Source organism: Streptomyces sp. TAA204 (genome assembly GCF_000424965.1).
On record NZ_AUKW01000011.1, the window covers coordinates 60,158 to 82,875 of the forward strand.

Annotated in this window: 29 protein-coding genes; 10 read left to right on the forward strand and 19 right to left on the reverse strand. The window is 71.6% G+C overall.

Annotation, left to right across the window (positions count from 1 at the left end; genetic code table 11):
• Positions 1–18: 18 nt before the first annotated feature.
• The 6 genes from hypE to H343_RS31310 are packed head-to-tail and all read right to left on the reverse strand — an operon-like array spanning position 19 to position 6,365.
• Positions 19–1,113 (reverse strand): hydrogenase expression/formation protein HypE, encoded by a 1,095-nt coding sequence (gene hypE / locus H343_RS0117995; protein WP_028432296.1) that lies wholly within the window; start codon positions 1,111–1,113, stop codon positions 19–21.
• Complete coding sequence (gene hypD, locus H343_RS0118000; protein WP_028432297.1) at positions 1,106–2,314, reverse strand: hydrogenase formation protein HypD; 1,209 nt, start codon at positions 2,312–2,314, stop codon at positions 1,106–1,108. Before hypD ends, hypE begins: the two co-directional genes overlap by 8 nt.
• Positions 2,311–2,589, reverse strand: a complete 279-nt coding sequence (locus H343_RS0118005; protein WP_028432298.1) for a HypC/HybG/HupF family hydrogenase formation chaperone — start codon at positions 2,587–2,589, stop codon at positions 2,311–2,313. Before H343_RS0118005 ends, hypD begins: the two co-directional genes overlap by 4 nt.
• 25 nt (positions 2,590–2,614) lie before the next feature.
• On the reverse strand, positions 2,615–5,050 hold the full coding sequence (gene hypF, locus H343_RS31300) for a carbamoyltransferase HypF (protein ID WP_051265464.1): 2,436 nt from the start codon (positions 5,048–5,050) through the stop codon (positions 2,615–2,617).
• The gene (gene hypB, locus H343_RS31305; protein WP_051265465.1) at positions 5,047–5,940 is read right to left on the reverse strand and encodes a hydrogenase nickel incorporation protein HypB; all 894 of its coding nucleotides are present in this window, start codon (positions 5,938–5,940) and stop codon (positions 5,047–5,049) included. Before hypB ends, hypF begins: the two co-directional genes overlap by 4 nt.
• A gap of 2 nt (positions 5,941–5,942) precedes the next feature.
• On the reverse strand, positions 5,943–6,365 hold the full coding sequence (locus H343_RS31310) for a hydrogenase maturation nickel metallochaperone HypA (protein WP_051265467.1): 423 nt from the start codon (positions 6,363–6,365) through the stop codon (positions 5,943–5,945).
• Positions 6,366–6,570: 205 nt separating this feature from the next.
• Here H343_RS31310 and H343_RS0118025 point away from each other — a divergent pair, with 205 nt between their 5' ends.
• The 9 genes from H343_RS0118025 to H343_RS35990 all read left to right on the forward strand — a co-directional run bounded on the left by H343_RS0118025 (position 6,571) and on the right by H343_RS35990 (position 13,708).
• Entirely contained in the window at positions 6,571–7,620 is a 1,050-nt protein-coding gene (locus H343_RS0118025) for an NADH-quinone oxidoreductase subunit B family protein (RefSeq protein ID WP_028432299.1), read from the forward strand.
• Positions 7,621–7,711: 91 nt separating this feature from the next.
• Positions 7,712–9,451 carry a nickel-dependent hydrogenase large subunit gene (locus tag H343_RS0118030; RefSeq protein ID WP_486586951.1) on the forward strand — a complete coding sequence of 580 codons (1,740 nt, stop codon included), beginning with the start codon at positions 7,712–7,714 and terminating at the stop codon, positions 9,449–9,451.
• Positions 9,452–9,463: 12 nt separating this feature from the next.
• The gene (locus tag H343_RS31315; protein ID WP_037904194.1) at positions 9,464–9,979 is read left to right on the forward strand and encodes a hypothetical protein; all 516 of its coding nucleotides are present in this window, start codon (positions 9,464–9,466) and stop codon (positions 9,977–9,979) included.
• Between the two features lie 5 nt (positions 9,980–9,984).
• Positions 9,985–10,611, forward strand: a complete 627-nt coding sequence (locus H343_RS0118040; protein WP_486586939.1) for a DUF5947 family protein — start codon at positions 9,985–9,987, stop codon at positions 10,609–10,611.
• A 23-nt stretch (positions 10,612–10,634) separates the two neighbouring features.
• Positions 10,635–10,844 (forward strand): hypothetical protein, encoded by a 210-nt coding sequence (locus H343_RS0118045; protein ID WP_028432302.1) that lies wholly within the window; start codon positions 10,635–10,637, stop codon positions 10,842–10,844.
• Positions 10,841–11,734 carry a DUF6084 family protein gene (locus H343_RS31320; RefSeq protein ID WP_199778946.1) on the forward strand — a complete coding sequence of 298 codons (894 nt, stop codon included), beginning with the start codon at positions 10,841–10,843 and terminating at the stop codon, positions 11,732–11,734. Before H343_RS0118045 ends, H343_RS31320 begins: the two co-directional genes overlap by 4 nt.
• Entirely contained in the window at positions 11,722–12,765 is a 1,044-nt protein-coding gene (locus tag H343_RS31325; RefSeq protein WP_051265471.1) for a hypothetical protein, read from the forward strand. Before H343_RS31320 ends, H343_RS31325 begins: the two co-directional genes overlap by 13 nt.
• A complete protein-coding gene (locus H343_RS31330; protein ID WP_078505827.1) occupies positions 12,762–13,571 on the forward strand; it encodes a hydrogenase maturation protease in 810 nt (269 codons plus the stop codon). The genes H343_RS31325 and H343_RS31330 overlap by 4 nt, the downstream gene beginning before the upstream one ends.
• 5 nt (positions 13,572–13,576) lie before the next feature.
• On the forward strand, positions 13,577–13,708 hold the full coding sequence (locus H343_RS35990) for a DUF6893 family small protein (RefSeq protein ID WP_486586940.1): 132 nt from the start codon (positions 13,577–13,579) through the stop codon (positions 13,706–13,708).
• A gap of 90 nt (positions 13,709–13,798) precedes the next feature.
• Here H343_RS35990 and H343_RS0118070 read toward each other — a convergent pair whose 3' ends face one another.
• From H343_RS0118070 to H343_RS0118080, 3 genes are read right to left on the reverse strand one after another with little or no spacing between them, the layout of a single operon-like run.
• Complete coding sequence (locus H343_RS0118070; protein ID WP_028432303.1) at positions 13,799–14,602, reverse strand: VOC family protein; 804 nt, start codon at positions 14,600–14,602, stop codon at positions 13,799–13,801.
• A gap of 32 nt (positions 14,603–14,634) precedes the next feature.
• Entirely contained in the window at positions 14,635–14,967 is a 333-nt protein-coding gene (locus H343_RS0118075; RefSeq protein ID WP_028432304.1) for a hypothetical protein, read from the reverse strand.
• A 57-nt stretch (positions 14,968–15,024) separates the two neighbouring features.
• Positions 15,025–15,402, reverse strand: coding sequence for a hypothetical protein (locus H343_RS0118080; RefSeq protein WP_028432305.1), 378 nt, complete (start codon positions 15,400–15,402; stop codon positions 15,025–15,027).
• Between the two features lie 235 nt (positions 15,403–15,637).
• Between H343_RS0118080 and H343_RS31335 the strand changes: the two genes are divergently transcribed.
• The gene (locus H343_RS31335; RefSeq protein WP_078505829.1) at positions 15,638–16,423 is read left to right on the forward strand and encodes a sigma-70 family RNA polymerase sigma factor; all 786 of its coding nucleotides are present in this window, start codon (positions 15,638–15,640) and stop codon (positions 16,421–16,423) included.
• Positions 16,424–16,516: 93 nt separating this feature from the next.
• Here the strand turns inward: H343_RS31335 and H343_RS33610 are convergent, their stop codons facing one another.
• The 10 genes from H343_RS33610 to H343_RS0118135 form a co-directional block, all read right to left on the reverse strand.
• Positions 16,517–16,957, reverse strand: a complete 441-nt coding sequence (locus H343_RS33610) for a hypothetical protein (protein WP_051265473.1) — start codon at positions 16,955–16,957, stop codon at positions 16,517–16,519.
• Positions 16,958–17,026: 69 nt separating this feature from the next.
• On the reverse strand, positions 17,027–17,512 hold the full coding sequence (locus H343_RS0118095) for a gas vesicle protein K (RefSeq protein WP_078505831.1): 486 nt from the start codon (positions 17,510–17,512) through the stop codon (positions 17,027–17,029).
• Between the two features lie 26 nt (positions 17,513–17,538).
• Complete coding sequence (locus H343_RS31345; protein WP_051265511.1) at positions 17,539–17,784, reverse strand: gas vesicle protein; 246 nt, start codon at positions 17,782–17,784, stop codon at positions 17,539–17,541.
• Positions 17,785–17,801: 17 nt separating this feature from the next.
• Positions 17,802–18,662, reverse strand: coding sequence for a GvpL/GvpF family gas vesicle protein (locus H343_RS31350; protein WP_486586941.1), 861 nt, complete (start codon positions 18,660–18,662; stop codon positions 17,802–17,804).
• 32 nt (positions 18,663–18,694) lie between these two features.
• The gene (gene gvpJ / locus H343_RS0118110) at positions 18,695–19,249 is read right to left on the reverse strand and encodes a gas vesicle protein GvpJ (protein ID WP_028432307.1); all 555 of its coding nucleotides are present in this window, start codon (positions 19,247–19,249) and stop codon (positions 18,695–18,697) included.
• 48 nt (positions 19,250–19,297) lie between these two features.
• Positions 19,298–20,512 carry an SRPBCC family protein gene (locus tag H343_RS0118115; protein WP_028432308.1) on the reverse strand — a complete coding sequence of 405 codons (1,215 nt, stop codon included), beginning with the start codon at positions 20,510–20,512 and terminating at the stop codon, positions 19,298–19,300.
• Complete coding sequence (locus H343_RS33615) at positions 20,505–21,224, reverse strand: hypothetical protein (protein ID WP_051265475.1); 720 nt, start codon at positions 21,222–21,224, stop codon at positions 20,505–20,507. The genes H343_RS0118115 and H343_RS33615 overlap by 8 nt, the downstream gene beginning before the upstream one ends.
• Positions 21,225–21,272: 48 nt before the next feature.
• Positions 21,273–21,530, reverse strand: a complete 258-nt coding sequence (locus tag H343_RS0118125; RefSeq protein WP_028432309.1) for a gas vesicle protein GvpG — start codon at positions 21,528–21,530, stop codon at positions 21,273–21,275.
• Between the two features lie 23 nt (positions 21,531–21,553).
• Positions 21,554–22,267, reverse strand: coding sequence for a GvpL/GvpF family gas vesicle protein (locus H343_RS0118130; protein ID WP_028432310.1), 714 nt, complete (start codon positions 22,265–22,267; stop codon positions 21,554–21,556).
• 2 nt (positions 22,268–22,269) lie between these two features.
• Positions 22,270–22,710 (reverse strand): gas vesicle structural protein GvpA, encoded by a 441-nt coding sequence (locus H343_RS0118135; RefSeq protein ID WP_028432311.1) that lies wholly within the window; start codon positions 22,708–22,710, stop codon positions 22,270–22,272.
• Between the last annotated feature and the right edge of the window lie 8 nt (positions 22,711–22,718).

Genomic DNA, 22,718 nt, shown 5'->3' on the forward strand with positions numbered 1-22,718 from the left:
CATCCTCGCGCACGGACGTCAGCAGATTCGCGGGAGCTGCTCCCCCACCGGGAGGTCGACCACACGTGTGCCGCCCAGACCCGTACGGGCGACGACCATGCCGGGGTGCGCCTCGACGCACTCGCCGATCACCGCCGCCCCCGCACCCAGGGGGTGCTCGCGCATCGCCGCCAGTACCGCCTCGGCATGCTCGCGCGGCACGAAGGCGACGAGCTTGCCCTCGTTGGCGACGTACATCGGGTCCAGGCCGAGGACGGCGCACGCGTTCGTCACCGGCGGCGGAACGGGCACGGCCTGCTCCTGTACGACGACACCGACCGGCGCCGCCACCGCGATCTCGTTCAGGGCCGCCGCCAGCCCGCCCCGTGTCGGGTCGCGCAGGACGTGCAGATCCGGCGTCACGGCGAGCATCGCCTCGACGAGCCCGCCGAGCGCGGCGCAGTCGCTCTCGATCTCGACACCGAACTCCAGCCCTTCGCGCACGCTCATGACGGCCACACCGTGAACGCCGATGTCTCCGCTGACGATGACGACGTCCCCGGGCTCGGCACGCTGCGGGCGGATGTCGACGCCGTCGGGGATGAGGCCGATGCCCGCCGTGTTGACGTAGATGCCGTCGCCGCGTCCCGACTCGACCACCTTGGTGTCACCGGTGGCGATCTCGACGCCGGCGCTGCGGGCCGCCGCGCCGATGGCTTCGGCGACCCGCGAGACCAGCGGGACCTCCACGCCCTCCTCGAGGATGAACCCGCAGGAGAGATAGGCGGCGCGGGCACCGCTCATGGCGAGGTCGTTGACGGTGCCGTTGACGGCGAGGTCGCCGATGCTGCCGCCGGGGAAGAACAGCGGCCGTACGACGAAGGAGTCGGTGGAGAAGGCCAGCTTCGCGCCGCCCAGGGTGAGCGCCGCGGAGTCGGCGAGCCCGGCGAGCAGGTCGCCGCCGAAGGCGGGGGCGAAGATGTGCTGGACGAGTTCGGAGGAGAGCGCTCCGCCGCCGCCGTGGCCCATGACGACGCGCGGCTGGTCACGCAGCGGCGCCGGGCAGGTGAGCCCGGAGAAGTCGGGTCCGGCGGGCTCGGTGCGCGGGCCTGCGAGGCCCGTGGTCTCAGACAACGGAGCTGCCCTCCAGCGGTGCGGTCGCGGCCGGGGTGCGCGAGCCGTCGGACGGGGCTCGCGAGCCGTCAGCCGAGGGGGTGCCCCCGGCGGCGGGGGCCTTCCGGTGCGCACCCTCCAGCCGGCGGTAGAGGTAGTACGCGGCGCAGGCGCCCTCGCTGGAGACCATCGTGGCGCCCAGCGGCGTACGGGGGGTGCACAGTGTGCCGAAGGCTTCGCACTCGTGGGGCTTCAGCAAACCCTGCAGGACTTCCCCGCTGCGGCACTCGTCCGGCTCACGGGTGTTGACGCCGGTGACGGAGAAGCGGTGTTCGGCGTCGAATTCCCGGTAGCGGGAGGCCAGTTGCCAGCCGCTGCCGGGAATCACACCGATACCCCTCCAGGAGCGGTCGGTGACCTCGAAGATGTCGTCGAGCATCGCCCGGGCCGCCGGGTTCCCCTCGGGCGGCACGACGCGGGCGTAGGCGTTCTCGAGGGTGTGCTCGCCGCGCTCGAGCTGGCGCACGGTGCGGCGCACCCCCTCCAGCACGTCCAGCGGCTCGAAGCCGGTGACCACGATCGGCACCCTGAACCGGTCCGCGAGGGCCGGGTATTCGCCGGTGCCCATCACGCTGCACACATGGCCCGCGGCGAGGAATCCCTGCACCCGGCAGGAGTCGGACTGCATGATCGCCTCGATGGCCGGGGGCACGCGCACATGGGAGACGAGCAGGCTGAAGTTGCGGATGCCCAGCTTGCGCGCCTGGTGCACCGTCATGGCGTTGGGCGGCGCGGTGGTCTCGAAGCCGATCCCGAAGAAGACCACTTCGCGCTGCGGGTTCTGCTGGGCGATGCGCAGCGCGTCCAGGGGCGAGTAGACGACGCGAACGTCCCCGCCCTCGCCCCTGACCTGGAAGAGGTCGCGGCCGGTGCCGGGGACGCGCAGCATGTCGCCGTAGCTGCAGAAGATCACCTCGGGACGGGAGGCGATCTCCAGTGCCTTGTCGATGACCTCCAACGGCGTGACGCAGACGGGACATCCCGGGCCGTGAATCAACTCCACCGCATCGGGCAGGAGTTGGTCGATGCCGTGCCGGATGATGGAGTGCGTCTGACCTCCGCACACCTCCATCAGCGCCCATGGGCGGGTGACGGTGGCGTGGATGTCGTCGAGCAGCTTCCGTGCCAGCTGCGGGTCCTGGAACTCCTCGAGGTACTTCACTTCGCCGCCTCCCTGGCTGCCAGCTCCCACGGATCACCGAACTCCTCGTCCAGCAGCCCGAGTTCTTCGAACAGCGCGAGCGTCTGCCGCGCCGATTCCTCATCCAGCCGCTGCAGCGCGAAACCGACATGGACGATGGTGTACTCGCCCGGCTGCAGGTCGGGCAGGTATTCGCAGCACACGTCCTTCGCCACCCCGCCGAAATCGACGGTGGCCATGCGGGTGCCGTCCCGCTCCTCGATGTTCAGCACCTTGCCGGGTACCGCCAGGCACATGGTGTTCTCCTCGCTTCGCGTGATCTCAGGGGGTGACCGTCGCGGGGCCGGGTGTCTCCCGCATGCCGTCCGCCGCCGCGCCCGTGCGCGCCGCGACCATCAACTGGCCCAGGGCCAGGCCGCCGTCGTTGGGCGGAACGAGGCGGTGTCGCAGCACCGTGAACCCGTCCTCGCGCAGTGCCCGGGCGCAGCCGGCGGACAGCAGGGAGTTGGCGAAGACGCCACCGCTGAGCGCGACCGTCTCCAGTCCGTGGCGCTGCCGGGCGGCTTCGCAGACGCGGTGTACGAGCGCCGTCACCGCCAGGTGGAACCGGGCAGCGATCAGGCCGGCGGGTCTGCCCGTCCTGACGTCTCCGGCGATGCCCGCCAGTACGGAGGACGGCCCGGCCTCCAGCGTGCCCTCCCCCGTCGGGCGCACGTCGAACCGGTAGCCCTCGCCGTCAGGAGACCCGGGGTGGCCGAGGGCGGCCGCCTCGAACTCCATGGCTGCCTGCGCCTCGTACCCGGCGTGGTGGCACACCCCCGACAGCGACGCCGCGGCGTCGAAGAGCCGTCCCATGCTGGTGGTCGGCACGCAGCCGAGTCCGCGCTTCAACTGCACCGCCAGCGTGCTCAGTTCCGGCTCCGGGCAGGCGCGGGTGCAGGGCAGGTCGTCCGCCCATGGCAGCCCCGCGGCGTGCAGATGGGCCAGCGCCATGCGGTAGGGACGGCGCACGGCCGCGTCACCGCCGGGCAGCGGGACGGGGCTCAGGTGCGCGAAGCGCCGGTAGCCGTCGTAGTCCGCGATCAGGAACTCCCCGCCCCACACCTCGCCTTCGCCGCCGTAGCCGGTGCCGTCGAAGGCGACGCCGATGACGGGAGTGCCGCCGTCGAGGCGGTGCTCGGCCATCACGGACGCGACATGGGCGTGGTGGTGCTGGACGCGGCGCAGCGGCCTGGAGCCGGCGTGGTGCTCGGCCCAGCGCGACGAGCGGTAGCCGGGGTGCCGGTCGGCGGCCAGCAGCGCGGGACGTACCCCGGTGATCTCCTCCATCTGCTGCTCCGCCCCTTCGAAGGCCCGCAGCGTCGCCAGGTCGTCCATGTCACCGATGTGTCCGGACAGCCAGGCGCGGTGGCCCTCGCCGACGCAGAAGGTGTTCTTCAGATCGCCGCCCACGGCGAGCGCGGCCGTGACCGGCCGTGGCAGGTCCAGTGGCATGGGCGCGTATCCGCGCGAGCGGCGCACCGGGATCTGTTCACCGCCGGCGACCCGCACCACGGAGTCGTCGCAGGGCACGTGGATCGCGCGGTCGTGCGTGAGCCAGGCGTCGGCGAGCGGGGCGAGCACGGCGAGCGCCTCGTCGTCCCCCGTGACGATCGGCTCACCGCCGAGGTTGCCGCTGGTCATCACCAGTACCCGTGGCCCGTCGGGGTCGCCGGGAAGCCCCAGGAGCAGGTGGTGCAGCGGTGTGTAGGGCAGCATGATGCCCAAGTCGGCACTGCGGGGGGCGACTTCGGCGGCGACCATCGGCTGCTCCCCCGGCTGCCGCGCGTCCGTCCGCCTGCGCAGCACGACGACGGGCCGCCGCCGGCCGGTGAGCAGGGCCCGGGAGAGGGGGTCGAGGTGTACGAGACGTCCCGCGTCCTCCTCGTCCCGTGCCATCAGCGCGAAGGGTTTGTCGCCACGGGCCTTGCGCTGCCGCAGCTGCCGGACGCTGTCCGCGTTGCCCGCGTCGCAGGCGAGGTGGTAGCCGCCCAGTCCCTTGACCGCGACGACTGCGCCTTCGGCGAGCAACTGCCGTGCGGCCGCCAGTGGTTCGGTGTACTGTGCGCCGTCGCCGGTTTCGAGCGTCCCCGCCAGGTGCAGCCGCAGCCGGGGTCCGCAGTCGTGGCAGGCGACGGGCTGGGCGTGGAAGCGGCGGTTCCCCGGGTCGCCGTACTCGTGCGCGCACCGGGCGCACATCGTGAACCCGGCCATGGTGGTGTGCGCGCGGTCGTAGGGCAGCCCCGTCACGATGGTGAAACGCGGCCCGCAGTTCGTGCAGTTGATGAACGGATGACGGTAGCGGCGGTCGCCGGGGTCGCGCATCTCCGCCAGACAGTCGGCGCATGTCGCGGTGTCGGGCGCCACCAGCGTGCGGGCGGCGGCGCCACCCGTACGGGAGGGCGTGATGCTGAACCCGCTGTCCCCGGCGAGCGCCACCGGCTCGTGCGTGACGGACTGGACGACCGCCAGCGGCGGCGCGTCCGAGCTGATGCGTCCGCAGAACGCCCCGAGGGCCGACGGGGCGCCCTCGACCTCCGCGACGACACCGTCGCCGGTGTTGGCGACGTGACCCGAGAGCCCGAGCTCACCGGCGAGCGCGTGGACGAAGGGGCGGAAGCCGACACCCTGGACGACGCCGCGCACGGTGACCCGGCGGCGCTGCACCACTCCGGCGACGGTGGCGGTGACGGCCCCGGCGCCATGCCGCGCCGTCACGGGCGGCTGCCGGCCGGGACGCCGGTGCCGTGCTCCTGGACGTACGCGCCGGCGGCCGTCCCGGCGTCCGCGTGGCCGTGACCGTCCGCGTGGCCGTGTCCGTCCGCGTGGCCGTGTCCGTCCGCGTGACCGTGACCGTCCGCGTGTCCATGCCCGCCCCCGTGACCGTGGCCGTGTCCCTCTGCGTGACCGGGCGCGGCGGCGGCACGGGCCATCACCGGCCGGTGCACCGGGGCCCCGTCGGCGGCAGCCGTCGCCCGCTCCAGCAGCAGGCCGACGCCCTCCCCCCGCCGGGCCGAGGTGAGCACCACCTCGACACCGGGGTTGACCTGCCGCACGTTCTCGCGGAACGCGTCCTCGTCGAAACCGACGGCGTGCGCGATGTCGTTCTTCGTCACCACGACGAGATGCGCCAGCCCGAACGCCGTCGGATACTTCAGCGGCTTGTCCTCGCCCTCGGTGACCGAGGCGAGCACGACGCGCAGCGACTCCCCCAGGTCGTAGGAGGCCGGACAGACGAGGTTTCCGACGTTCTCCACGAACAGCAGGCGGGTGCTCCGGGGCAGCCAGCCCTCCAGGTGGGCCCGGAGCATGTCGGCCTCCAGGTGGCACAGGCCGTCCGTGAGCACCTGCTTGACCGGTACGCCCGCGCGGGCGAGGCGCCGGGCGTCGTTCTCGGTGGCGAGGTCCGCCGTGAGCGCCGCCACGGGCGTCCCCCGGGCGGCGGCGAGGGTGAGTTCCGCTTCGAGCAGCTCCGTCTTGCCGCTGCCGGGGCTGGAGAGCAGGTTGATCATCGCGGTCGGACGGGCGGCCAGTTCCCTGCGCAGTGTTCCGGCGCGCTCTTCGTTCTTGGCGAGCACCGCCTGCTGCAGATCGACGACTCGGCACATGGCTATCGGCTCTCCTCGGTGGCCGGTACGGATACGGTCGCGCCGCCGGAGGCGGAGGCGGAAGCAGCGTCGGGGGCGCTGCCGTTCCACCGCACGCCGACGATCTGCATCTCGCGCCCCGACAGCAGCTCGGACGTCCCGCCGCCGCACTGCGCGCAGCACAGCTGCGGAGGCATTCCGGTGGCCCACTCCGTGCCGCACGGGGAGCAGCGGGCGCGGCCCGGTACGTGATCGACGAGGAGGGCGGCGCCCTCGAGGACGGTCCCCGCGCAGGCGAGCGAGAAGCAGAACCGGAGCGAACCGGGAACGACGCCCGCGAGTTCGCCGAGCCGGAGCCGTACGGCGGAGACCGTGGCGGAGCTCTCCCCGCCGGTCGCCTCGCTCACCTGCTCCACCATCGCCACGGCGATGGACATCTCGTGCATCTCAACCCTCCGCTCGCGGTTCATTACAGAGCCGGGCCCGCACGGGACGTTCCTGACACGCCGCCGGGCGGGGCGCCGTGGTCCGTTCGGCTCAGCTGCCCGGCGCGCTGCCGTTGAGGCATATATGCCTGTATGTCAGATTTGACGGCAATGCTTCGACCAGCTGTCCCGCCGGTCGGCGACGGGCACGGAAGGGATCGGTCCCATGGACGACGAGGCGTCAACGACCGCGCTCGACGAGATCCATATTCTGTGGACCTCGGAGGGCATGAGCTGCGACGGCGACACGGTGTCGGTGACGGCAGCATCGCTCCCCAGCCTTGAGGACGTACTGCTGGGCTCGGTCCCCGGCCTTCCCAAGGTGCATCTGCACAACAAGGTGCTGGCGTACGAGAACGGCGACGAGTTCATGGAGGCGTTCCGCAAGGGCGCACGCGGCGAACTCGGCCCGTTCATCCTCGTCGTCGAAGGCTCCGTCCCGAACGAGAACATCAACGGTGACGGCTACTGGACGGCCATGGGCAACGACCCGGACACCGGAGAGCCCATCCCCCTCAACACCTGGCTCGACCGCCTGGCACCGCACGCCTGGGCGGTCGTCGCCATCGGCACGTGCGCCACGTACGGCGGTATCCACGCCATGGCGGGCAATCCGACCGGCTCCATGGGCCTCGCGGACTACCTCGGCTGGGACTACCGCTCCACCGCGGGCCTGCCGATCGTCAACGTGCCGGGCTGCCCCGTACAGCCGGACAACTTCACCGAGACCCTGCTGTGGGTCCTGCACCAGGCCGCCGGGCTCGCCCCGACCATCCCGCTGGATGAGAACCTGCGGCCCACCTGGCTGTTCGGCAAGACCGTCCACGAGGGCTGCGACCGCGGCTCGTACTACGAGCAGGGCGACTTCGCCAAGGACTACAACTCCCCCAAGTGCCTTGTGAAGATCGGCTGCTGGGGCCCGGTCGTGAACTGCAACGTCACCAAGCGCGGCTGGATGGACGGCATCGGCGGCTGCCCCAACGTCGGCGGAATCTGCATCGGCTGCACGATGCCCGGCTTCCCCGACAAGTTCATGCCCTTCATGGACGAGCCCCCCGGCGCCACCCTCTCCTCCCACCTGATGAGCGTCTACGGCCCCTTCATCCGCAGCATGCGCTCGATCACCAACCGGTCCGCCGACCGGGAACCCAAGTGGCGGCACAACGAGCCCGCCCTCACCTCCGGCTACCAGCGGCGCTGGACCGGCCGCAAGTAACACGCGAAGCGACCTGCGAGAGGAACGACCAGTGGCGACCGCTCAGGACACAGCTCAGGAGTCCGGCCCGGGACAGCGCGAACTGACCGAGGTGGCCTTCGACCCGATCACCCGGATCATCGGCAACCTCGGCATCTACACGAAGATCAACTTTCCCGGCCGCGAGGTCGTCGAGTGCCGCAGCACCTCGTCCATCTTCCGGGGCTACAGCGTCTTCATGAAGGGCAAGGACCCGCGGGACTCGCACTTCATCACCAGCCGCATCTGCGGGATCTGCGGGGACAACCACGCCACGTGCTCCGTCTACGCGCAGAACATGGCCTACGGAGTGAAGCCGCCGCCGCTCGCCGACTGGATCATCAACCTCGGCGAGGCCGCCGAGTTCATGTTCGACCACACGATCTTCCAGGACAACATGGTCTTCGTCGACTACTGCGAACGCATGGTCGCCGAGACCAACCCCGGCGTGCTGGACCGCGCCGAGCGCACCCCTTCGCCGCGCGGCGACCAGCACGGCCACCGCACCATCGCCGACATCATGCGCTCCTTCAACCCCTTCGAGGGCGAGACGTACAAGCAGGCGCTGGTGATGAGCCGGCTCACGCGTGAGATGTGCTGCCTGATGGAGGGGCGGCACGTGCATCCCTCGACGCTCTACCCGGGCGGCGTCGGGACGGTGGCCACTCCGCAGCTCTTCACCGACTACCTCGTGAGGCTGATGCGCTGCCTGGACTTCATCAAGCGCGCGGTCGCCATGAACGACGACGTCTTCGACTTCTTCTACGAGGCACTGCCCGGCTACGAGGAGGTCGGCCGCAGGCGCACCATGCTCGGCTGCTGGGGCAGTTTCCAGGACCCCGAGGTGGTCGACTACGACTACCGGACGATGAACACCTGGGGCAACTCCATGTTCGTCACCCCCGGAATCATCGTCGACAACGAGCTGGTCACCACGAACCTCGTCGACATCAACCTCGGGATGCGCATCCTGCTGGGCAGCAGCTACTACGAGGACTGGACCAGCGAGGAGACCTACGTCGAGCGGGATCCGCTGGGCAACCCCGTCGACAAGCGCCACCCCTGGAACCAGACCACCCTTCCCACCCCCCAGAAGCGCGATCTGGAGGGCGGCAAGTACAGCTGGGTCATGAGCCCCCGCTGGTACGACAAGCGCACCGGGGACCATCTCGCCCTCGACACCGGCGGCGGGCCGATCGCCCGCCTGTGGTCGACGGCGCTGGCCGGCAAGGTCAGCACCCCCTACGTCCGCTCCACCGGGCGCAGCGTCCAGATCGACCTGCCCAAGACCCCCTCGACGCCCGAGACCCGCCTGGAGTGGACTCCCCCGCCCTTCCCGAACACCCTGGAGCGCAACCGCGCCCGCATGTACTTCGTCGCCTACGCCGCCGGCATGGCGATGTACTTCGTCGACCGGGCGCTCGCGGAGGTACGGGCCGGACGCACCAAGGTCTTCGAGGACTTCAAGGTGCCCGAGGAGGCAATCGGCGTCGGCTTCCACGAGGCCGTGCGCGGCGTGCTCTCCCACCACCTCGTCATCCGCGACCACAAGATCGCCAACTACCACCCGTACCCCCCGACCCCGTGGAACGCCAGCCCCCGCGACCACTACGGCACCCCCGGCCCGTACGAGGACGCCGTGCAGGGCATGCCGATCTTCGAAGAGAACACCCCGGAGAACTTCAAGGGCATCGACATCATGCGCACCGTCCGCAGCTTCGACCCGTGCCTGCCGTGCGGTGTGCACATGTACCTCGGCAACGGCCGCACGCTGCGGCAGAGCCACTCGCCCACCTTCGGTGCGCTGGCGTAGGGGCGGCGCCGGATGTCCTGGAACGAGAGCGAGGCACGCGAGAACGTCGCCCGCACCGAGAAACTGCTGTCGGGGCTCGAGGAGCTGCCCGACACCACCGCGCGCGAACATGCCATGGACGCGCTGCACGCGCTGGCGGAGCTGTACGGAGAGTGCCTGGCCCGCGTGATGCGGCACGCCGACACCGCGGCGTCGGCGGCCATCGCCTCCGACGAGCTGGTCAGCCACCTCCTCCTCGTGCACGATCTGCACCCCGAGTCCGCCGAGCGGCGTGTACGCCGCGCCCTGGACGGAATCCGGGGCGTGACGGTGCTGGACGTGCGGGAGCCGGAGGTCCGCGTCCGGCTCGATCCGCAGGGCTGCGGCGCTCCCTCCGCGGAGCAGCTCTCGCAGTCCGTACGGGAGGCGGTGGCCTGGGCGGCGCCCGAGATCGAGCGGGTCGAGACCGAGGCGGCGGAAGCGGATACGGCCACGCTGATCTCCGTCGACTCCCTCTTCCGGGGTGCGCAGCCGGCCGGGAACAGGTGAGCGCGGTGGGCACCGTGCCGGAGACCGTCGCCGCGGCCCGACTGCGCGGCCTGCTGCGCAGACCCCGCAACGACCGTCCCGAGCCGGAGCGCTGCGACCTGTGCGCGGAGCCTCTTCCCGAAACGCACCGCCACATGCTGGACGTCCCGAAGAGCGCGGTCATGTGCACGTGCAGGCCGTGCTCGCTGCTGTTCGACCACGGCGCCGCGGGCGGCAGGCACTACCGGCTGCTGCCCGAGCGGCGGACCGAGCTGACCGGCTTCCGTATCGACGACGTGCTCTGGGCGGCCCTCGGTGTTCCGGTCGGGCTGGCCTTCTTCGTGAGGGACGGCGCGACCGGCGAGGTGAGCGTGGGATACCCCAGCCCGCTGGGCGCCACCCGGGCCAGTGTGGAACCGGAGGTCTGGGAGGAGGTCGCCGCGGGGTACCCGGGCCTGGTGGATCTCGCGGACGACGTGGAGGCGCTCCTGGTGCACCGCTCGACGACGGCGCAGCAGCACTGGATCGTCCCGCTCGACGACTGCTACCGGCTCGTCGCCGTCGTCCGCACCCACTGGCGCGGACTGTCCGGCGGCGAGGAGGTCTGGGAGCACATCGAGGGGTTCTTCTCCGGACTGTCCCAGAAGGACTGAGCAGCACGACCAGAGGAGTTGGCATGGCTGACATCAGCATCGGCACGCCGCACGTACGGATCGACAAGGCGGCGCACGTCCCGGGGGTACGGCAGGGCGGCCACGAGGGCGCCGTCAAGCGCCAGCCCGGCCACCTGGAGGACGACACCTCCACGGCACGCCGGTCGACGGGGATCAGCCCGAAGGCGAAGGACCCGATCGTGCCCGGCATGCCCAACCTCTCCCCCGCGTGAACGCGCGAGCGGCTCGGATCGGGCCCGGTGACGGCGCGGCCGGGGGGCACGAGGTGCCCGAACTCGACTTCGCCGTCACAGGTGCGCGTCCGATGGCGGACACGGCCGTCCCCACGCTGGCGTTCCGCCTCGCCATTCGCCGCACCGGCGGGGGGCGCGTCCGCTCGGTCAGCCTGAGCACCGCCGTGCGTATCGCGGTGACGCGACGGCGCTACGACAGAGCCGACAGGCTGACCATGGCCCGCCTGTTCGGGCAGCCCGAACAGTGGGCCACCAGCATGCGGCCGCTGACCTGGGCACGGATCAGCACCGTCGTCCCCCCTTTCGAGGACAGCACGGAGATCGATCTGCCGGTGCCCTGCACACGGGACACCGAACTGGCAGTCACCTCCTACTTCCACGCCGTGCGCGACGGCGAGGTGCCGCTGGACTTCCTCTTCAGCGGAACGGTCTTCCACGACGGCCCCGACGGGAGGCTGCGCACCGCCCAGATCTCCTGGGAGAAGGAGACCACCCACCGGATTCCCGCCGGGATCTGGCACGAGGTGCTGGGCCGCTACGGCCGCGGCACAAGCTGGGTGCCGGTCTCGGCACAGGCCTACGACGCGCTCGTCGCCCACCGTGACCGACACTCCCTCGCGGGCTGGGAGGAGACGGTGGCGGACCTGCTCGGCCGGGCGCGGCCGGGCGCCGCGCCCGGCACGCCTCTCCCCTCGGCGGACGGCCCCGGGCGCCACGAGGACTCCGCAGTCACCGCAGTCGCCGCAGGCACCGCAGTCGCCGAGGACGATGAAGGGCAGGGCCGGAACGGCGGGACACGCGGCCGGGCGTCCCTCCCGGAGGGGGACGGGCAGCACCGGACCGTACGGGGAGCAGCGTGGACGCCGTAGAGAGGATCGCCCGCGCCTGCCTGTACGAGGGCTACCTGCTGTGGCCGTACCGCAGGGCCGCGCTCAAGAACGCCCAGCGCTGGACCTTCGGCGGCGTCTACCCCCGGCGGTGCGCCGCGGCGCTCGGCGAGCCCTCGGCGATGCGCACCCAGATCCTGCTCCAGGCCGGCCCGGCCGCGAAGCTGAACGTGCAGGTGCGGTTCCTTCAGGTCTTCGACCGCCAGGTCTACCGCAACGGTCCGGGCGGCCCGGTGCCCGTGGACGAGCTGCGTGTGGACGGGAACAGCCATCTGACCTGGCAGGAGGCGACCGAACGGCGCTGGGTGTGCCCGCCGTGGTCGCCGCGCCGGGGCCCGCGCACCACGACCGTCGACATCGCCGCGGGAAGCGACCGCGAGGCGCTGCGCGCGGAGTCCGGAGTGGTCGCGGGCACGCTGGTGCGGGGCTGGCAGCGGCTGACCGGGACGGTGCGGCTCGACGCGGAGCCCGTCACGGACAGGGTGCTGCGCGTCACCGTGGAGGTCGAGAACACCTCGCCCTGCCCCCTCCCGGCCGCCGGGGCCCGCGGCGCCAGGGAGGCGATGGCGCCGTACGCGTTCGCCTCCACCCACACCGTGCTGCACACCGACACCGGCGCCTTCGTCTCACTGACCGATCCGCCGGGGGACCTGCGCGAGGCCGCCGCAGGATGCCGCAACACCGGCGCGTGGCCCGTCCTGGTCTCGGAGGACCCCGACGCCGCGCGGCGCAGCCCGCACCACTCCCGCGAGGTGCTCTCGTCCCCGATCACGCTCTACGACTACCCCTCGGTCGCCCCGGAGAGCCCGGGCGACCTCTTCGACGGGGGTGAGATCGACCAGCTCCTCATCCTCGGCATCCTCAGCCTCACGCCCGAGGAGCAGGAGGAAGCACGGGCGACCGATCCGCGCGCCAGGGAGATCCTGGACCGCTGCGCGGCTCTGGGCCCCGACGAGCTGGCCGCACTGCACGGCACGATCCGCGGCTTCCGGCCGCTGCAGGAGGAGAGATGACGAGCCGGACGGGACGCACCGTGACCGTAGGGGGTGCGGAGCTGGGGCGGGGCAGCCGGGTGCGGCTGCGGCCCGGGGGCAGGGCCGACGTCCTCGACCTGGCGCTTTGCGGGCGTACCGCCGAGATCGACGCCGTCGAGGAGGACCTGGAGGGGCGCGTCCACGTCGTGGTCACGCTGGAGGGCGACGACGGGCGCGACTTCCGTACGGGCCTGGGGCACAGGTTCTTCTTCACCCCCGAGGAGATCGAGCCGGTCACCGGCCCCGGCGGGGGGCCGCGCGTACTGATCGCCGGCATCGGCAACATCTTCCTCGCCGACGACGCCTTCGGCCCCGAGGTCATCACGGCGATGCGGGAGGAGGAGCTGCCCCAGGGCGTGCACATCGCGGACTTCGGCATCCGCGGCATGGACCTCGCCTACCGGCTGCAGGACGGCTACGACGTGGCCGTGCTCGTCGACGCGGCGCCGCGCGGCGGGACGCCCGGCACGCTCTACCTCATCGAGCCCGGGGAAATGCCCGAGCCGGACGGTGCGGCGGGGACGCTGCCCGAGGCGCACGGCATGGACCCGGTGCAGGTCCTCAGGCTGGCCCGGTACCTGGGCGGTGAGGACCTGCCGCGGGTGCTGGTGCTGGGCTGCGAGCCAGCCGTACGGATGAGCGGCGACGAGCCCGATGTGGTGGTCGGACTGAGCGGGGCGGTGCGGGCGGCGGTCGGCGAGGCGGTTCGGATGCTGGGGTCGCTCACCGGAGAACTGCTGCGTGATCCGCGCGGCGAACTGAGCAGCGGGACAGTGAGGAGCTGAGGAACATGCGAAAGGGCATCTTCATTCCGGCGTCGGCAGTGCGCATCGCCGTGAGCGCGCTGGCCGTGGCGGTGGTGGCGGTCGCCGCGTCCAGCGCACCGGACGCCGTGCGCTACTTCAAGATGAAGACGATGTAGACGGTCCGGCCGCGGGGCACCGCATGCCCGCCGGCAGCGGTGTGCCCGGGGTCCGGCCCCGGGCACACCGCTGCCGGCGGCGGGGCGGGTTCAGACCCGGCGGTCCGTCCGGTTCGCCGGGTCGTGCACGGAGTGCACCGTGAACAGGCCGCCCTCCGGATCGAAGAGGCCCGCCGAGCGTCCGAAGGGATCGGTGCCCGGTGGTCTGGCGACGGCGCCCCCGGCGGCGACGGCGGCCTTCGCCGCGTCCTCGACGTCGTCCACGGCGAAGGAGACGTGCCAGCGGGGCCGGATGTGCGGGTCGGGCGCCGACTCGATCGCGCCGCCGCGCAGGGTGGCGACGGCACGGCCGCCCACACGGACGACGACCGCTTCGTGCTGGTAGTCGACCTCGCACAGGCCCGTCGCGGACGCCCAGTCGAAGACCTCGGCGTAGAAGATGGCCGCCGCGAAGGCGTCCCGGGTGCGCAGCTCCAGCCGGGCCGGGGGGCTGTGACGTGCGGCGTCCCAGCTCGGCGGCACCTCGCCCTCCCAGAAGCCGAAGGTCGCTCCGGCGAGATCGGCGGCCAGGCCGGTGCGGCCCTCCCCCATCCGGATGGGACCCACCGCGACAGTCGCGCTGCGCTCCCTGATCCGCGCCCCGGCCGTGCCGGCCTCCTCGGCGGAGAAGAACGGCGTCCACTGGACCGCGACGCCCATGGTGCGGGCGATGGCGCCCATCCCGGCGACGAGCACGTCGCCCGCGTAGGCCACGCAGAAGTTGTCCCCCAGCCGCCCCGGCCGGAAGGACCAGCCGAGCACCTCGGCGTAGAAGCGCTGGGCGGCGTGCAGGTCACCCGTGGCAAGGCTGACCCAGCAGGGCGCTCCGTACACGGGAGGCACGGTGGAGGGCATCCCCGCGCTCCTCGTCTCCGCCGCGAAGCCGATCAGCGGCCGAGCGCCTTCTCGAGCTGCCGCTTGTTCATCGAGGAGCGGCCCTCGATGCCGCGCTGCCTGGCCTCGTTGTAGAGCTGGTCGCGGGTGGGGCCGCCCCTGGGGCCCATGCCGGTGCCGGAACGCTTGCCGCCGCGTGCGGAGGCGGACTTGCCCTTGACGGAGGTACGGCTGGCCCGGCCGGCCTCACCCGTGCGTGCCCGCTCCTTGTTCACGGTGCGGGAGGCGATCTCCTTGGCCCGTCCTGTGGAGGTCCCGCGCTTGCGGGCGTCCTCCTTGATGTGCTCGTACTGCCGCTCACGCTTGGCATTCGACCCTGCAGGCATGACTCCTCCAGTTTCCGCGTTCGAATCAGTGGCCCGATTACCCCTCCACTACGGCAGCTAACAAAAGGAGACGAATCGGTTCACACCGAACCGGCGGGTAGGGGGCAGGAGCCGGCCTACGCGCCCACGGCTGCCGGCGCCGCCTGCGCTTCCGGGCGGCTCAGGGCATTCGGGCCGCGTCTGGCGCAGCAGGAAGCTCCGCGCCGGTGCCCCGTACCGCCCCGCCCCGGGGGCGGGACGCCGGCGGTGGGTGGCCGTGATGCCGGACTCCAGCACCCAGCCGTCGAAGAAGCGGGCGGTCTCCTCGCGGGTGCTCCTGCGGGTGCGTGGGCACTCCGGCGCAGGTACGGCCGGGGGAGCGAGGTCGGGCGTGACGTGGCCGATGGCCAGTGTGCTGCCGGGGGGCGGGGTGTCCTTGAGGATGTCCGGGCTCATGTCCGGGCGACACAGCCGCCGTCGTGCGGCACTTCGGCCAACTTGCCCAGTCCGCACGGGAATCGGGGAAGAAGACCGGCCATTCTCCGGCTTGGAGGAGTAAGGGTGCGCAGGAGCGAGAAAGGAGAGGGTGGCCGGACTTTCACTCTCCGTGCAGTGATCTCTCCCTCCGCATCCCGGCCCGTCCGGCCCGGCACCGGCGGCCGTACCGCCGACTCTCCCGAGAGGCTCCTCCATGGGCGCCCAGGACACACCGTTGCCGGCTCCGCCGGACGCTCAGGCGGCTCACGCCGGCGATGCGCGGCGGCTGATGCTGTCCTTCGACGCCTTCGACTCCGCACACCACCGGCTGTGGCTGCGCTACGCCCACACGCAGGTGGGCAGCCGTGCCGTCGCACGGCGCGTCGTCGAGGACGCCTGCCGCCATCTGCTGGAGCACTGGGAGCACGCCCTGCGCCAGGAGTCGCTCACCGAGTACGCGTGGACCGTCCTGAAGGAACACCTCGCCGGACGGCTGAGCGCACAGGCGCCGCGGCCGGCACCGGCCGAGACCGCCGTGTTCCACGCCGCCGCGCGCAAGGCCCTGCTGTTGGAGACCTGCGACGAATCCGCGGTCCCCGAGGGCGAGATGAGGCTGTACGCGGCCATCGCGCGGCTCCCCGAACGGAGTTACGACGTGGTCGTGCTGCGGTACGTCCTGGGATGCTCCGAGGAGGAGATCGCCGGCAACCTCGGCTTCGACACCGCCACGGTGCGCTCCCATCTGCGCTGTGCGAAAAGGAGGCTCGCCCGGGAGCTGCGCAGCGCGGCCGCGCCGGACACGGGAGCCGGAGAACGCGGGGGCACGAACACCGCCCCGTCGACGCGCCTGCCCAGCGACCGGCACGGGGGCGGTCATCCGCGGCTGCCGCACGCTCTGGTGGCCGCCATCCGCCGTCCTCCGGTCACGGACGACGGCGAGGACTTCGACGAGATCCCCCAGCCCGCACGGGACTTGCCCAGCGGCCTGACCGCCCCCTGACCGTACTCGGGGCATGTGACGGACACCTGGCCGGCGCCGGCGGCGCCCCCTCTCCGGCTGCCGCGTGCGCCGCCGGCCGTCCGCGCACGGCGGTTACAGCCGTCCGCCGGTGATACGGGTGAAGGGGCCCACGTGGCGCCTGGCCGAGTAGCGTCCCGCCACGAAGGAGGCGGCGACAGCGGTGACCGCTCCGGTGCCGACACCGGCAACGACGGCCTTGCGGTGCTTCACGGCCGTCCAGGTCACGGAAGCGGCGGTGGCGGCCGTGCTGGAGACGGACGCGAACTTCTGGCGGCCGGCCTCCGCGCCGCGGCTCGCCACGTGGCCGACACGCTTGGTCGTCTCACCGACGCTGCGGCCCCCGCCCTCGACGGCGTCGCCCACGGCGTGCGTCGCCGAGCCGGTCCTGGATGCGGCCTTGCTGATGCCGCGCTCCGCCTTCTCCCCCGCCTCGGCGGGCTTCTTGGCGCCGTTCGCGGCGGCGGTGTTCGCGGTCTTTCCTGTGGTACGTGTGCTCTTGCCGTTGTCAGTCATGGCCAACGGGTTGCCCTCAGTGGCCGGTTGAAACATGCCGGGTCAACTGCGGCCCAGGGGCCGTCCCGCTCAGCCGTCCTGACGCGGAAGCAGCGAACCCAGGGGCCCGAGGTCGAGGTTGAGGTCCTCCATGGTCAGCCCGTAGCGGTCGCACAGCTCCGTCATGCGCTCCTGAAGGATCATCAGCGTCATCCCGACCCGCTCCTCCTGGTCCTCGCTCAGGTCGCCCTGGTCGACACGGTTGAGCGCGGTGCGCTCCATGAGCTGACGCAGCAACTCCACGATCGTCAGGACGAGTTTCATCAGGTCGCGTTCGACGGTGTCGGGGTCGGTGCGCAGGCGCTGGGCGAGCCTGCCGTCGGCGCGCGGGCCTTCCTCGTCCGGGCCGGCCGGCAGGAGGTCGAAGGCGCGCGCGGCCGACCGTGCGACGTCCTCCAGCCTGCCCGCCGCGGTGTCCGTCCCCGGGAGCAGGTCCGGGCGGGAGTGCGGGACTTCGCCCCGGACCTCCGCCTCCCCGCGGACGCCGCCGGGGACTTCATCGGATTCGACACCCATGGTTGTGCCCCTCTCCTGCCCGCGCCTCACCACGGCGCCGGATCGTCCGGCGTGACCGAATGGATGACCGCGCGCAGGTTGATGCGTACGAGGTCGATGTCGGCGATGGACAGCACCACATCACCGGTGAGCACGGCACCGCCCGACAGGAGACGGTCCAGCAGGTCGATCAGCGCGACCTGCCGGCCGGCGAGTGCGTCCTCCTCGGCGAAGCCGTTCGAGGCGGACCGGGAGCCCGCCTCGACCGCGTCGGCGAAACCGCCGCCGGGCATCGCGCTGTCCACCGGCCTCACTCCCGGGTGCCGCCCGCGCCGGCGTCCGGCTGCGGAGCGGCGGACGGCGTGGCGGACGGCGTGGCGAAGGAGTACGGCGCCCAGGGACCGGTCACTTCGACGTGCACTCCCGGTACGTCCTCGGCGACGGTGCCGACGGCGGCTCGGAACTCCTCGCCGCGCTCGGCCGGCACCAGATAGGCGTCGTTGACGACGTTCTCGCCCGGCCCCGAGGCCAGTTCACCCTGCTGCGGCCGGTGCGCGACTCTGTCCGTCGCGAACCCGGCCGCCAGTTCGGCGACCCGCTCGGCCACGGCTCCCGCGGCTCGATGGGTGTCGCGGTGCGTGCTGCGCTGCTGTCTGCGCTCCTGAAGATACGCACGTCCCGGGCTGCCGCCGGAAGGGGCGGGGGGCTGCCGCGAGACGGCCGCGGCCTGCCCGGGGTCGGCGTAGACCTTGATGCCCCATTCGACGTGTCCCTCCAACCGCCCCAGCAGGGCGTCGAATTCCTCCGCCCTCCCGGTCAGCATCGCCTCGGCCCCGGCATCGTCGAGGTAGACGGTGGCCAGGCGCATGGGCAGCAGGCCGGTGTGCTCGCCGGCGTCCGCGACCACGCCGTGATGGGCGCGCGCCAGGGCCTCCAGCCGCTCCAGGTCCTCCAGTTGGGCCTTCAGCCCCTCCTCGTCGTACAGGCGGGCCGGGACATCGCACACCAGCGCGCCCAGCCCCGCCGCGGACACGGTGCGCACGGCGGAACCTTCCGGCCCGGTCAGGCCGTCGGCCGCCTCGCGCAGCCGCGGTCCGTCCCGGCCGACGGCGACGACGTAGCAGACCAGGGACGTGCCCTGCTCCGCCGAGCGGTTTCCCGTTTCCTGCACGTCCGGCCCACCCGGCACCGGCATCACCCTCTTCACTCTCCGCGCCTGCGCGCACGTTCGCCACCGGACCCGTTCACGGGTCTGCGGGGACGCTCGGGACGCTCCTTGCGCGCGGGCCGCTCCCCGGAGGACTTCTCGCCCGAGGGCCGCTCCTTCGGGGATTTCTCCCCCGAGGACCTGTCCCCGGCCGGGAGTTCGGCAGCCGCACGCAACCGCTCGACCTCCTTGCGCAGCCGCTGGTTCTCCTCGGTCAGCGCGTCCTGTCCGTCACCGTCCGCGACGGCGTCCCGCCCCGGTGAGGTGCGCGTCACGGACGACTGGGGCGCCCGTGACGACAGCGAAGGATCGTGCTCCCACCAGTCGATCCCCATCTCCTTCGCCTTGTCGACGGAGACGACGAGAAGCCGCAGCTTGATGGTGAGCAACTCGATGTCGAGCAGGTTGATCTGGATGTCGCCGGCGATGACGACACCCTTGTCGAGCACCCGCTCGAGGATGTCGGCGAGGTTGGTGGAAGAGCTCTGCTGTCCGTATGAGGCCGCCCTGTTGGGCGACGGCCCCATACGGCCGGCAAGTGAATCGGACACGGTGAATCAGCCCTGTCTGCTCGGTGCCGGATGTGTGCTGTCCGGGCGTCAGTGACGGGCCGAGGCGGTGCGGCGGCGGTCGGGTTCCTCGTCCTCCGCGTCTTCGTCCTCGTGCTCGGGCTCGTCGTCGTACTCGTACTCGTGCTCGTACTCGTCCTCGGGCTCGTCGCCGGACTCACGGTCCTCGTCGAACTCGCCCTCGGGGCCCGGGTCTTCGTCGTGCTCGTCGTGCTCCTCGTCCCGGTCCTCGTCCTCCTCCTCGTGGTATGCGTCTGCGGGCTCGCGGTCCTCGTCCAGGTCGTCCTCGTCCAGCTCGTCCTCGTCCAGCTCGTCCTCGGCATCGTCGTGGACGGACCCGTCCCGCCCGTCGGACTCCTCGGAGGCGTCCTGGGACTCGTCCGAGTCCTCCGCGGCGCGCTCCTCCTCCTCGACGGCCTCGTCGTGCTCGACGACCACCTCGCCGTCCCGGATCTCCCCGCGCCAGCCGTCGGTGGCCTCGCCCCGCATCATGATGAACTTGCGGAACAGCTTCAGGTCCAGGCGCGCCCGGCGGCCCTGTGCACGCCAGATGTTGCCGGTCTTCTCGAACAGGCCCTTGGGGAAGTACTCCAGGACGAGCAGCACCCGTGTCAGGTCGTCGGTGAGGCGGTGGAAGGTCACCACACCCTTGACGGTCCCCTTGGCGCCCTCGGTGGTCCAGGTGATGCGTTCGTCGGGGATCTGCTCGGTGACGTTGGCCTTCCAGCTCCGTGTGGACTTGGCGACCTTCACCTTCCAGTTGCTGCTGACGTCGTCGGCCTTCTCGACGCTGACCACGCCCTTGGCGAAGGTGCTGAACTCCTGGAACTGCGACCACTGGTCGTACGCCTCACGCACGGGCACGCCGACGTCGATGTCCTCGACTATCGTCACGCTCTTGGACTTGCCGCCGCCGCTCTTGCGTCCCTTGCCGAACAAGCCCTTGACCTTGTCCTTGACCATGTCCTTGACGTGCGAGGTGCCCACAGCCATTGCCGCCTGCCCGGGTGACTTCCCCTCGCTCAGCGCCTGACCGCCCTTGGCGATGCTGCCGACGAGACCGCCGGGACCGCCCTGGCCGGGGGCGGCGAGCTTGGTGACGCCCTCGCCGAGCTTGCTGCCGAGTCCGGTGACGGCCTTGTAGGCGCGTGCCTGGAGGTAGGACTGGAGTTCCTGCTTGAGACGGTCGGTGGCCGGGTCGTTGGCCACGTCCTCCTTGAACCTGCTCATGGCGGAGTCAGCCATTGTCGCCTCCCCGCTTCGTGGTCTTCCGCGCCCCGTCCGACGCCGCCTTGGCGGTCGTCTTGCGGGCACCGCCGGTCTTGCGCGCGCTGGAGGATGCCGTCTTGCCGGCACCGCTCCGCGCCGTGCCCCGGCCGCCGGAAGCCGCCTTGGCCGCGGAGGACTTGGCGCCGGAGGCCCGTTCGGCGCGCGGGGCCTGCTTGCTGCCCGCTGCCGGCCTGGAGCCCTTCGCGCCGCCTCCCCCGCGCGAAGCGGACCTGCCCTGTGCCCGCGGACGCTCCTCGCGGGCGTCCTCGCGTGTGTCCTCTTCCTCGTCGTCGGTGCCCGCGTCCCGGCGTGCCGCCGAGCGGCCTTCGGCGGCCTCCGCGTCATCGGTGCCGTCGCGGCCGTCTTCGTCGGCCTCGTGCGTGCTCCGCCCGGGGTCGTTGATGCCGAGCGTGCGCTCGTGGAGTGAGTCGGCGAAGCTGCCGGCCCGGCGCGTGACGGCCGAAGTCAGCGCGGATTTCGTGTTGTCGAGCAGGTCCTTGCGCACCTGCTCGCTCAGACCGCCGATCACGGGCGAGTTCGCCGCCATCTTCGCGAGCTGCTGCGGTGTCAGGTTGAGCCTCTTGCCGGCCAGGACCATGCCCAGACCGATGGCCATCTTGGCCTTCTTGGTGCGCCCGAGGAGGTATCCCCCCACCAGCGCCACGCCTATCTTGCTGTTGTTCATCATCTCTCGATCACCTCTGGCTCCCCGCGAACACGGCGGGTGTCTGCCTGTCTAGGACTGCGCCCCGAACTGACGCTGGTAGGCCTGACGCCACTCCAGCTCCTCCAGCAGGTCGTCCTCACGCTGGTCGAACTCCTCCTCCGTGATGCTTCCGTCGAGCAGCTCCTGCTCCAGTGCCGCGAGTTGCTGGAGGACGGGCTCCGGGTCGTAGTACTGCCGCTCCGCGGTGAGCACCACCTGGTCCAGCACCCAGACCGTGCCGCGCACCGGAGCGAGTGGCAGGGTCAGGAGTTGAGTGATCAGGCCCATTGCGGAGTCCTCCGATCACGGCTTCACACGAAGCTGTAAGGGGGCAGCGGGCCGTAGAGGTTGAGCGAGTACGCGTCGCCGCGCCGCTCGGCCTCCTCCTGCACGGCCTGGGCGAATGCGGCGGCGGCGTCACGCCGCACCAGGAAGGAGACGTTCACGAAGTGCGACTGCGTCGGCTCCGCGGCGGTGTGCCGCTCGGCGCCGCCGGCGAGCCGGGCCACCAGTTCCTGTCCCTCCTTGTCCTGCCGGGCCTGCACCTCCTGGGAGACCAGTTCACCCAGCCGCACCTTCTCCTCCTGGGCATCCGGGTTCTCCCGGGTGACCTCACGGAGACGGCGGACCTCCTCGGAGCCTGCGATGACCTCGCGCAGCAGGTCGTCCTCCTCGCGCGCGGCCTTGAGGTTGTACTCCAGGCACCCGTCGAGCTCCGACAGCCGCTGGAGGTAGGCCTCTTCGTTCTCCTCCAGCACCGCCTCCACGGAGGCCTCGTCCGGGCCGACGAGGCCGAAGCGCATCGGCAGCGCGGAGCCGTCGGCCATCAGCTGCTCCAGGACGGCCTGATGGGCGGCGAGATCACGCCGTTTGGCACGCAGGTCCTCCGGCGCCTCGCTGACCACAGCGCTCAGCGCCCCCGTCCTGACCGTGCGCAGGGCTGTCCCGGAGTTCCCCACCGCGCTGAGCCCCTGGAGGTTCTGCGGGTGTTCGGCCGAGGTGATGGCGTAGATGTAGGTGGACACTCTCAGTCCTCCCTTCGGCGGGTGGTACGGCGGCTGCCGCTGGAGGAGGACTTGCGGGGTTCGCGCTCCCGCTCGTCCTCGTCGTCGTCGCGGCCCTTCTGGATGGATTCGCTGAACGCCTCGACGGCTCCGGTCAGCGCGCCCTTGGACTTGCCCTTGGCGCCGCTCTCCACGGTGTCGCCGACGATGTCGGTGAGCTGCGTGGGAGCCTTCCGGCCCGCTTCGAGGTCCAGCCGGTTGCAGGCCTCGGCGAAGCGCAGGTAGGTGTCGACGCTGGCGACGACCACGCGCACGTCGATCTTGAGTATCTCGATCCCGACGAGGGAGACCCGCACGAACGCGTCGATCACCAGACCCCGGTCCAGGATGAGTTCGAGTACGTCGTAGAGGTTTCCTCCCCCTCCGCCGCTCGATGCGCCGCTTGTCTGTGGAACTACACTCACGCTCACTG

Bases quoted from the DNA above. Each gene is read 5' to 3' on its own strand.
- H343_RS0118005 (WP_028432298.1), bottom strand. From the start codon at position 2,589: ATGTGCCTGGCGGTACCCGGCAAGGTGCTGAACATCGAGGAGCGGGAC.
- hypB (WP_051265465.1), bottom strand. From the start codon at position 5,940: ATGTGCCGAGTCGTCGATCTGCAGCAGGCGGTGCTCGCCAAGAACGAA.
- H343_RS31310 (WP_051265467.1), bottom strand. From the start codon at position 6,365: ATGCACGAGATGTCCATCGCCGTGGCGATGGTGGAGCAGGTGAGCGAG.
- H343_RS0118025 (WP_028432299.1), top strand. From the start codon at position 6,571: ATGGACGACGAGGCGTCAACGACCGCGCTCGACGAGATCCATATTCTG.
- H343_RS31315 (WP_037904194.1), top strand. From the start codon at position 9,464: ATGTCCTGGAACGAGAGCGAGGCACGCGAGAACGTCGCCCGCACCGAG.
- H343_RS0118045 (WP_028432302.1), top strand. From the start codon at position 10,635: ATGGCTGACATCAGCATCGGCACGCCGCACGTACGGATCGACAAGGCG.
- H343_RS31330 (WP_078505827.1), top strand. From the start codon at position 12,762: ATGACGAGCCGGACGGGACGCACCGTGACCGTAGGGGGTGCGGAGCTG.
- H343_RS35990 (WP_486586940.1), top strand. From the start codon at position 13,577: ATGCGAAAGGGCATCTTCATTCCGGCGTCGGCAGTGCGCATCGCCGTG.
- H343_RS0118070 (WP_028432303.1), bottom strand. From the start codon at position 14,602: ATGCCCTCCACCGTGCCTCCCGTGTACGGAGCGCCCTGCTGGGTCAGC.
- H343_RS0118075 (WP_028432304.1), bottom strand. From the start codon at position 14,967: ATGCCTGCAGGGTCGAATGCCAAGCGTGAGCGGCAGTACGAGCACATC.
- H343_RS0118080 (WP_028432305.1), bottom strand. From the start codon at position 15,402: ATGAGCCCGGACATCCTCAAGGACACCCCGCCCCCCGGCAGCACACTG.
- H343_RS31335 (WP_078505829.1), top strand. From the start codon at position 15,638: ATGGGCGCCCAGGACACACCGTTGCCGGCTCCGCCGGACGCTCAGGCG.
- H343_RS33610 (WP_051265473.1), bottom strand. From the start codon at position 16,957: ATGACTGACAACGGCAAGAGCACACGTACCACAGGAAAGACCGCGAAC.
- H343_RS0118095 (WP_078505831.1), bottom strand. From the start codon at position 17,512: ATGGGTGTCGAATCCGATGAAGTCCCCGGCGGCGTCCGCGGGGAGGCG.
- H343_RS31345 (WP_051265511.1), bottom strand. From the start codon at position 17,784: ATGCCCGGCGGCGGTTTCGCCGACGCGGTCGAGGCGGGCTCCCGGTCC.
- H343_RS0118115 (WP_028432308.1), bottom strand. From the start codon at position 20,512: ATGGCTGACTCCGCCATGAGCAGGTTCAAGGAGGACGTGGCCAACGAC.
- H343_RS33615 (WP_051265475.1), bottom strand. From the start codon at position 21,224: ATGATGAACAACAGCAAGATAGGCGTGGCGCTGGTGGGGGGATACCTC.
- H343_RS0118125 (WP_028432309.1), bottom strand. From the start codon at position 21,530: ATGGGCCTGATCACTCAACTCCTGACCCTGCCACTCGCTCCGGTGCGC.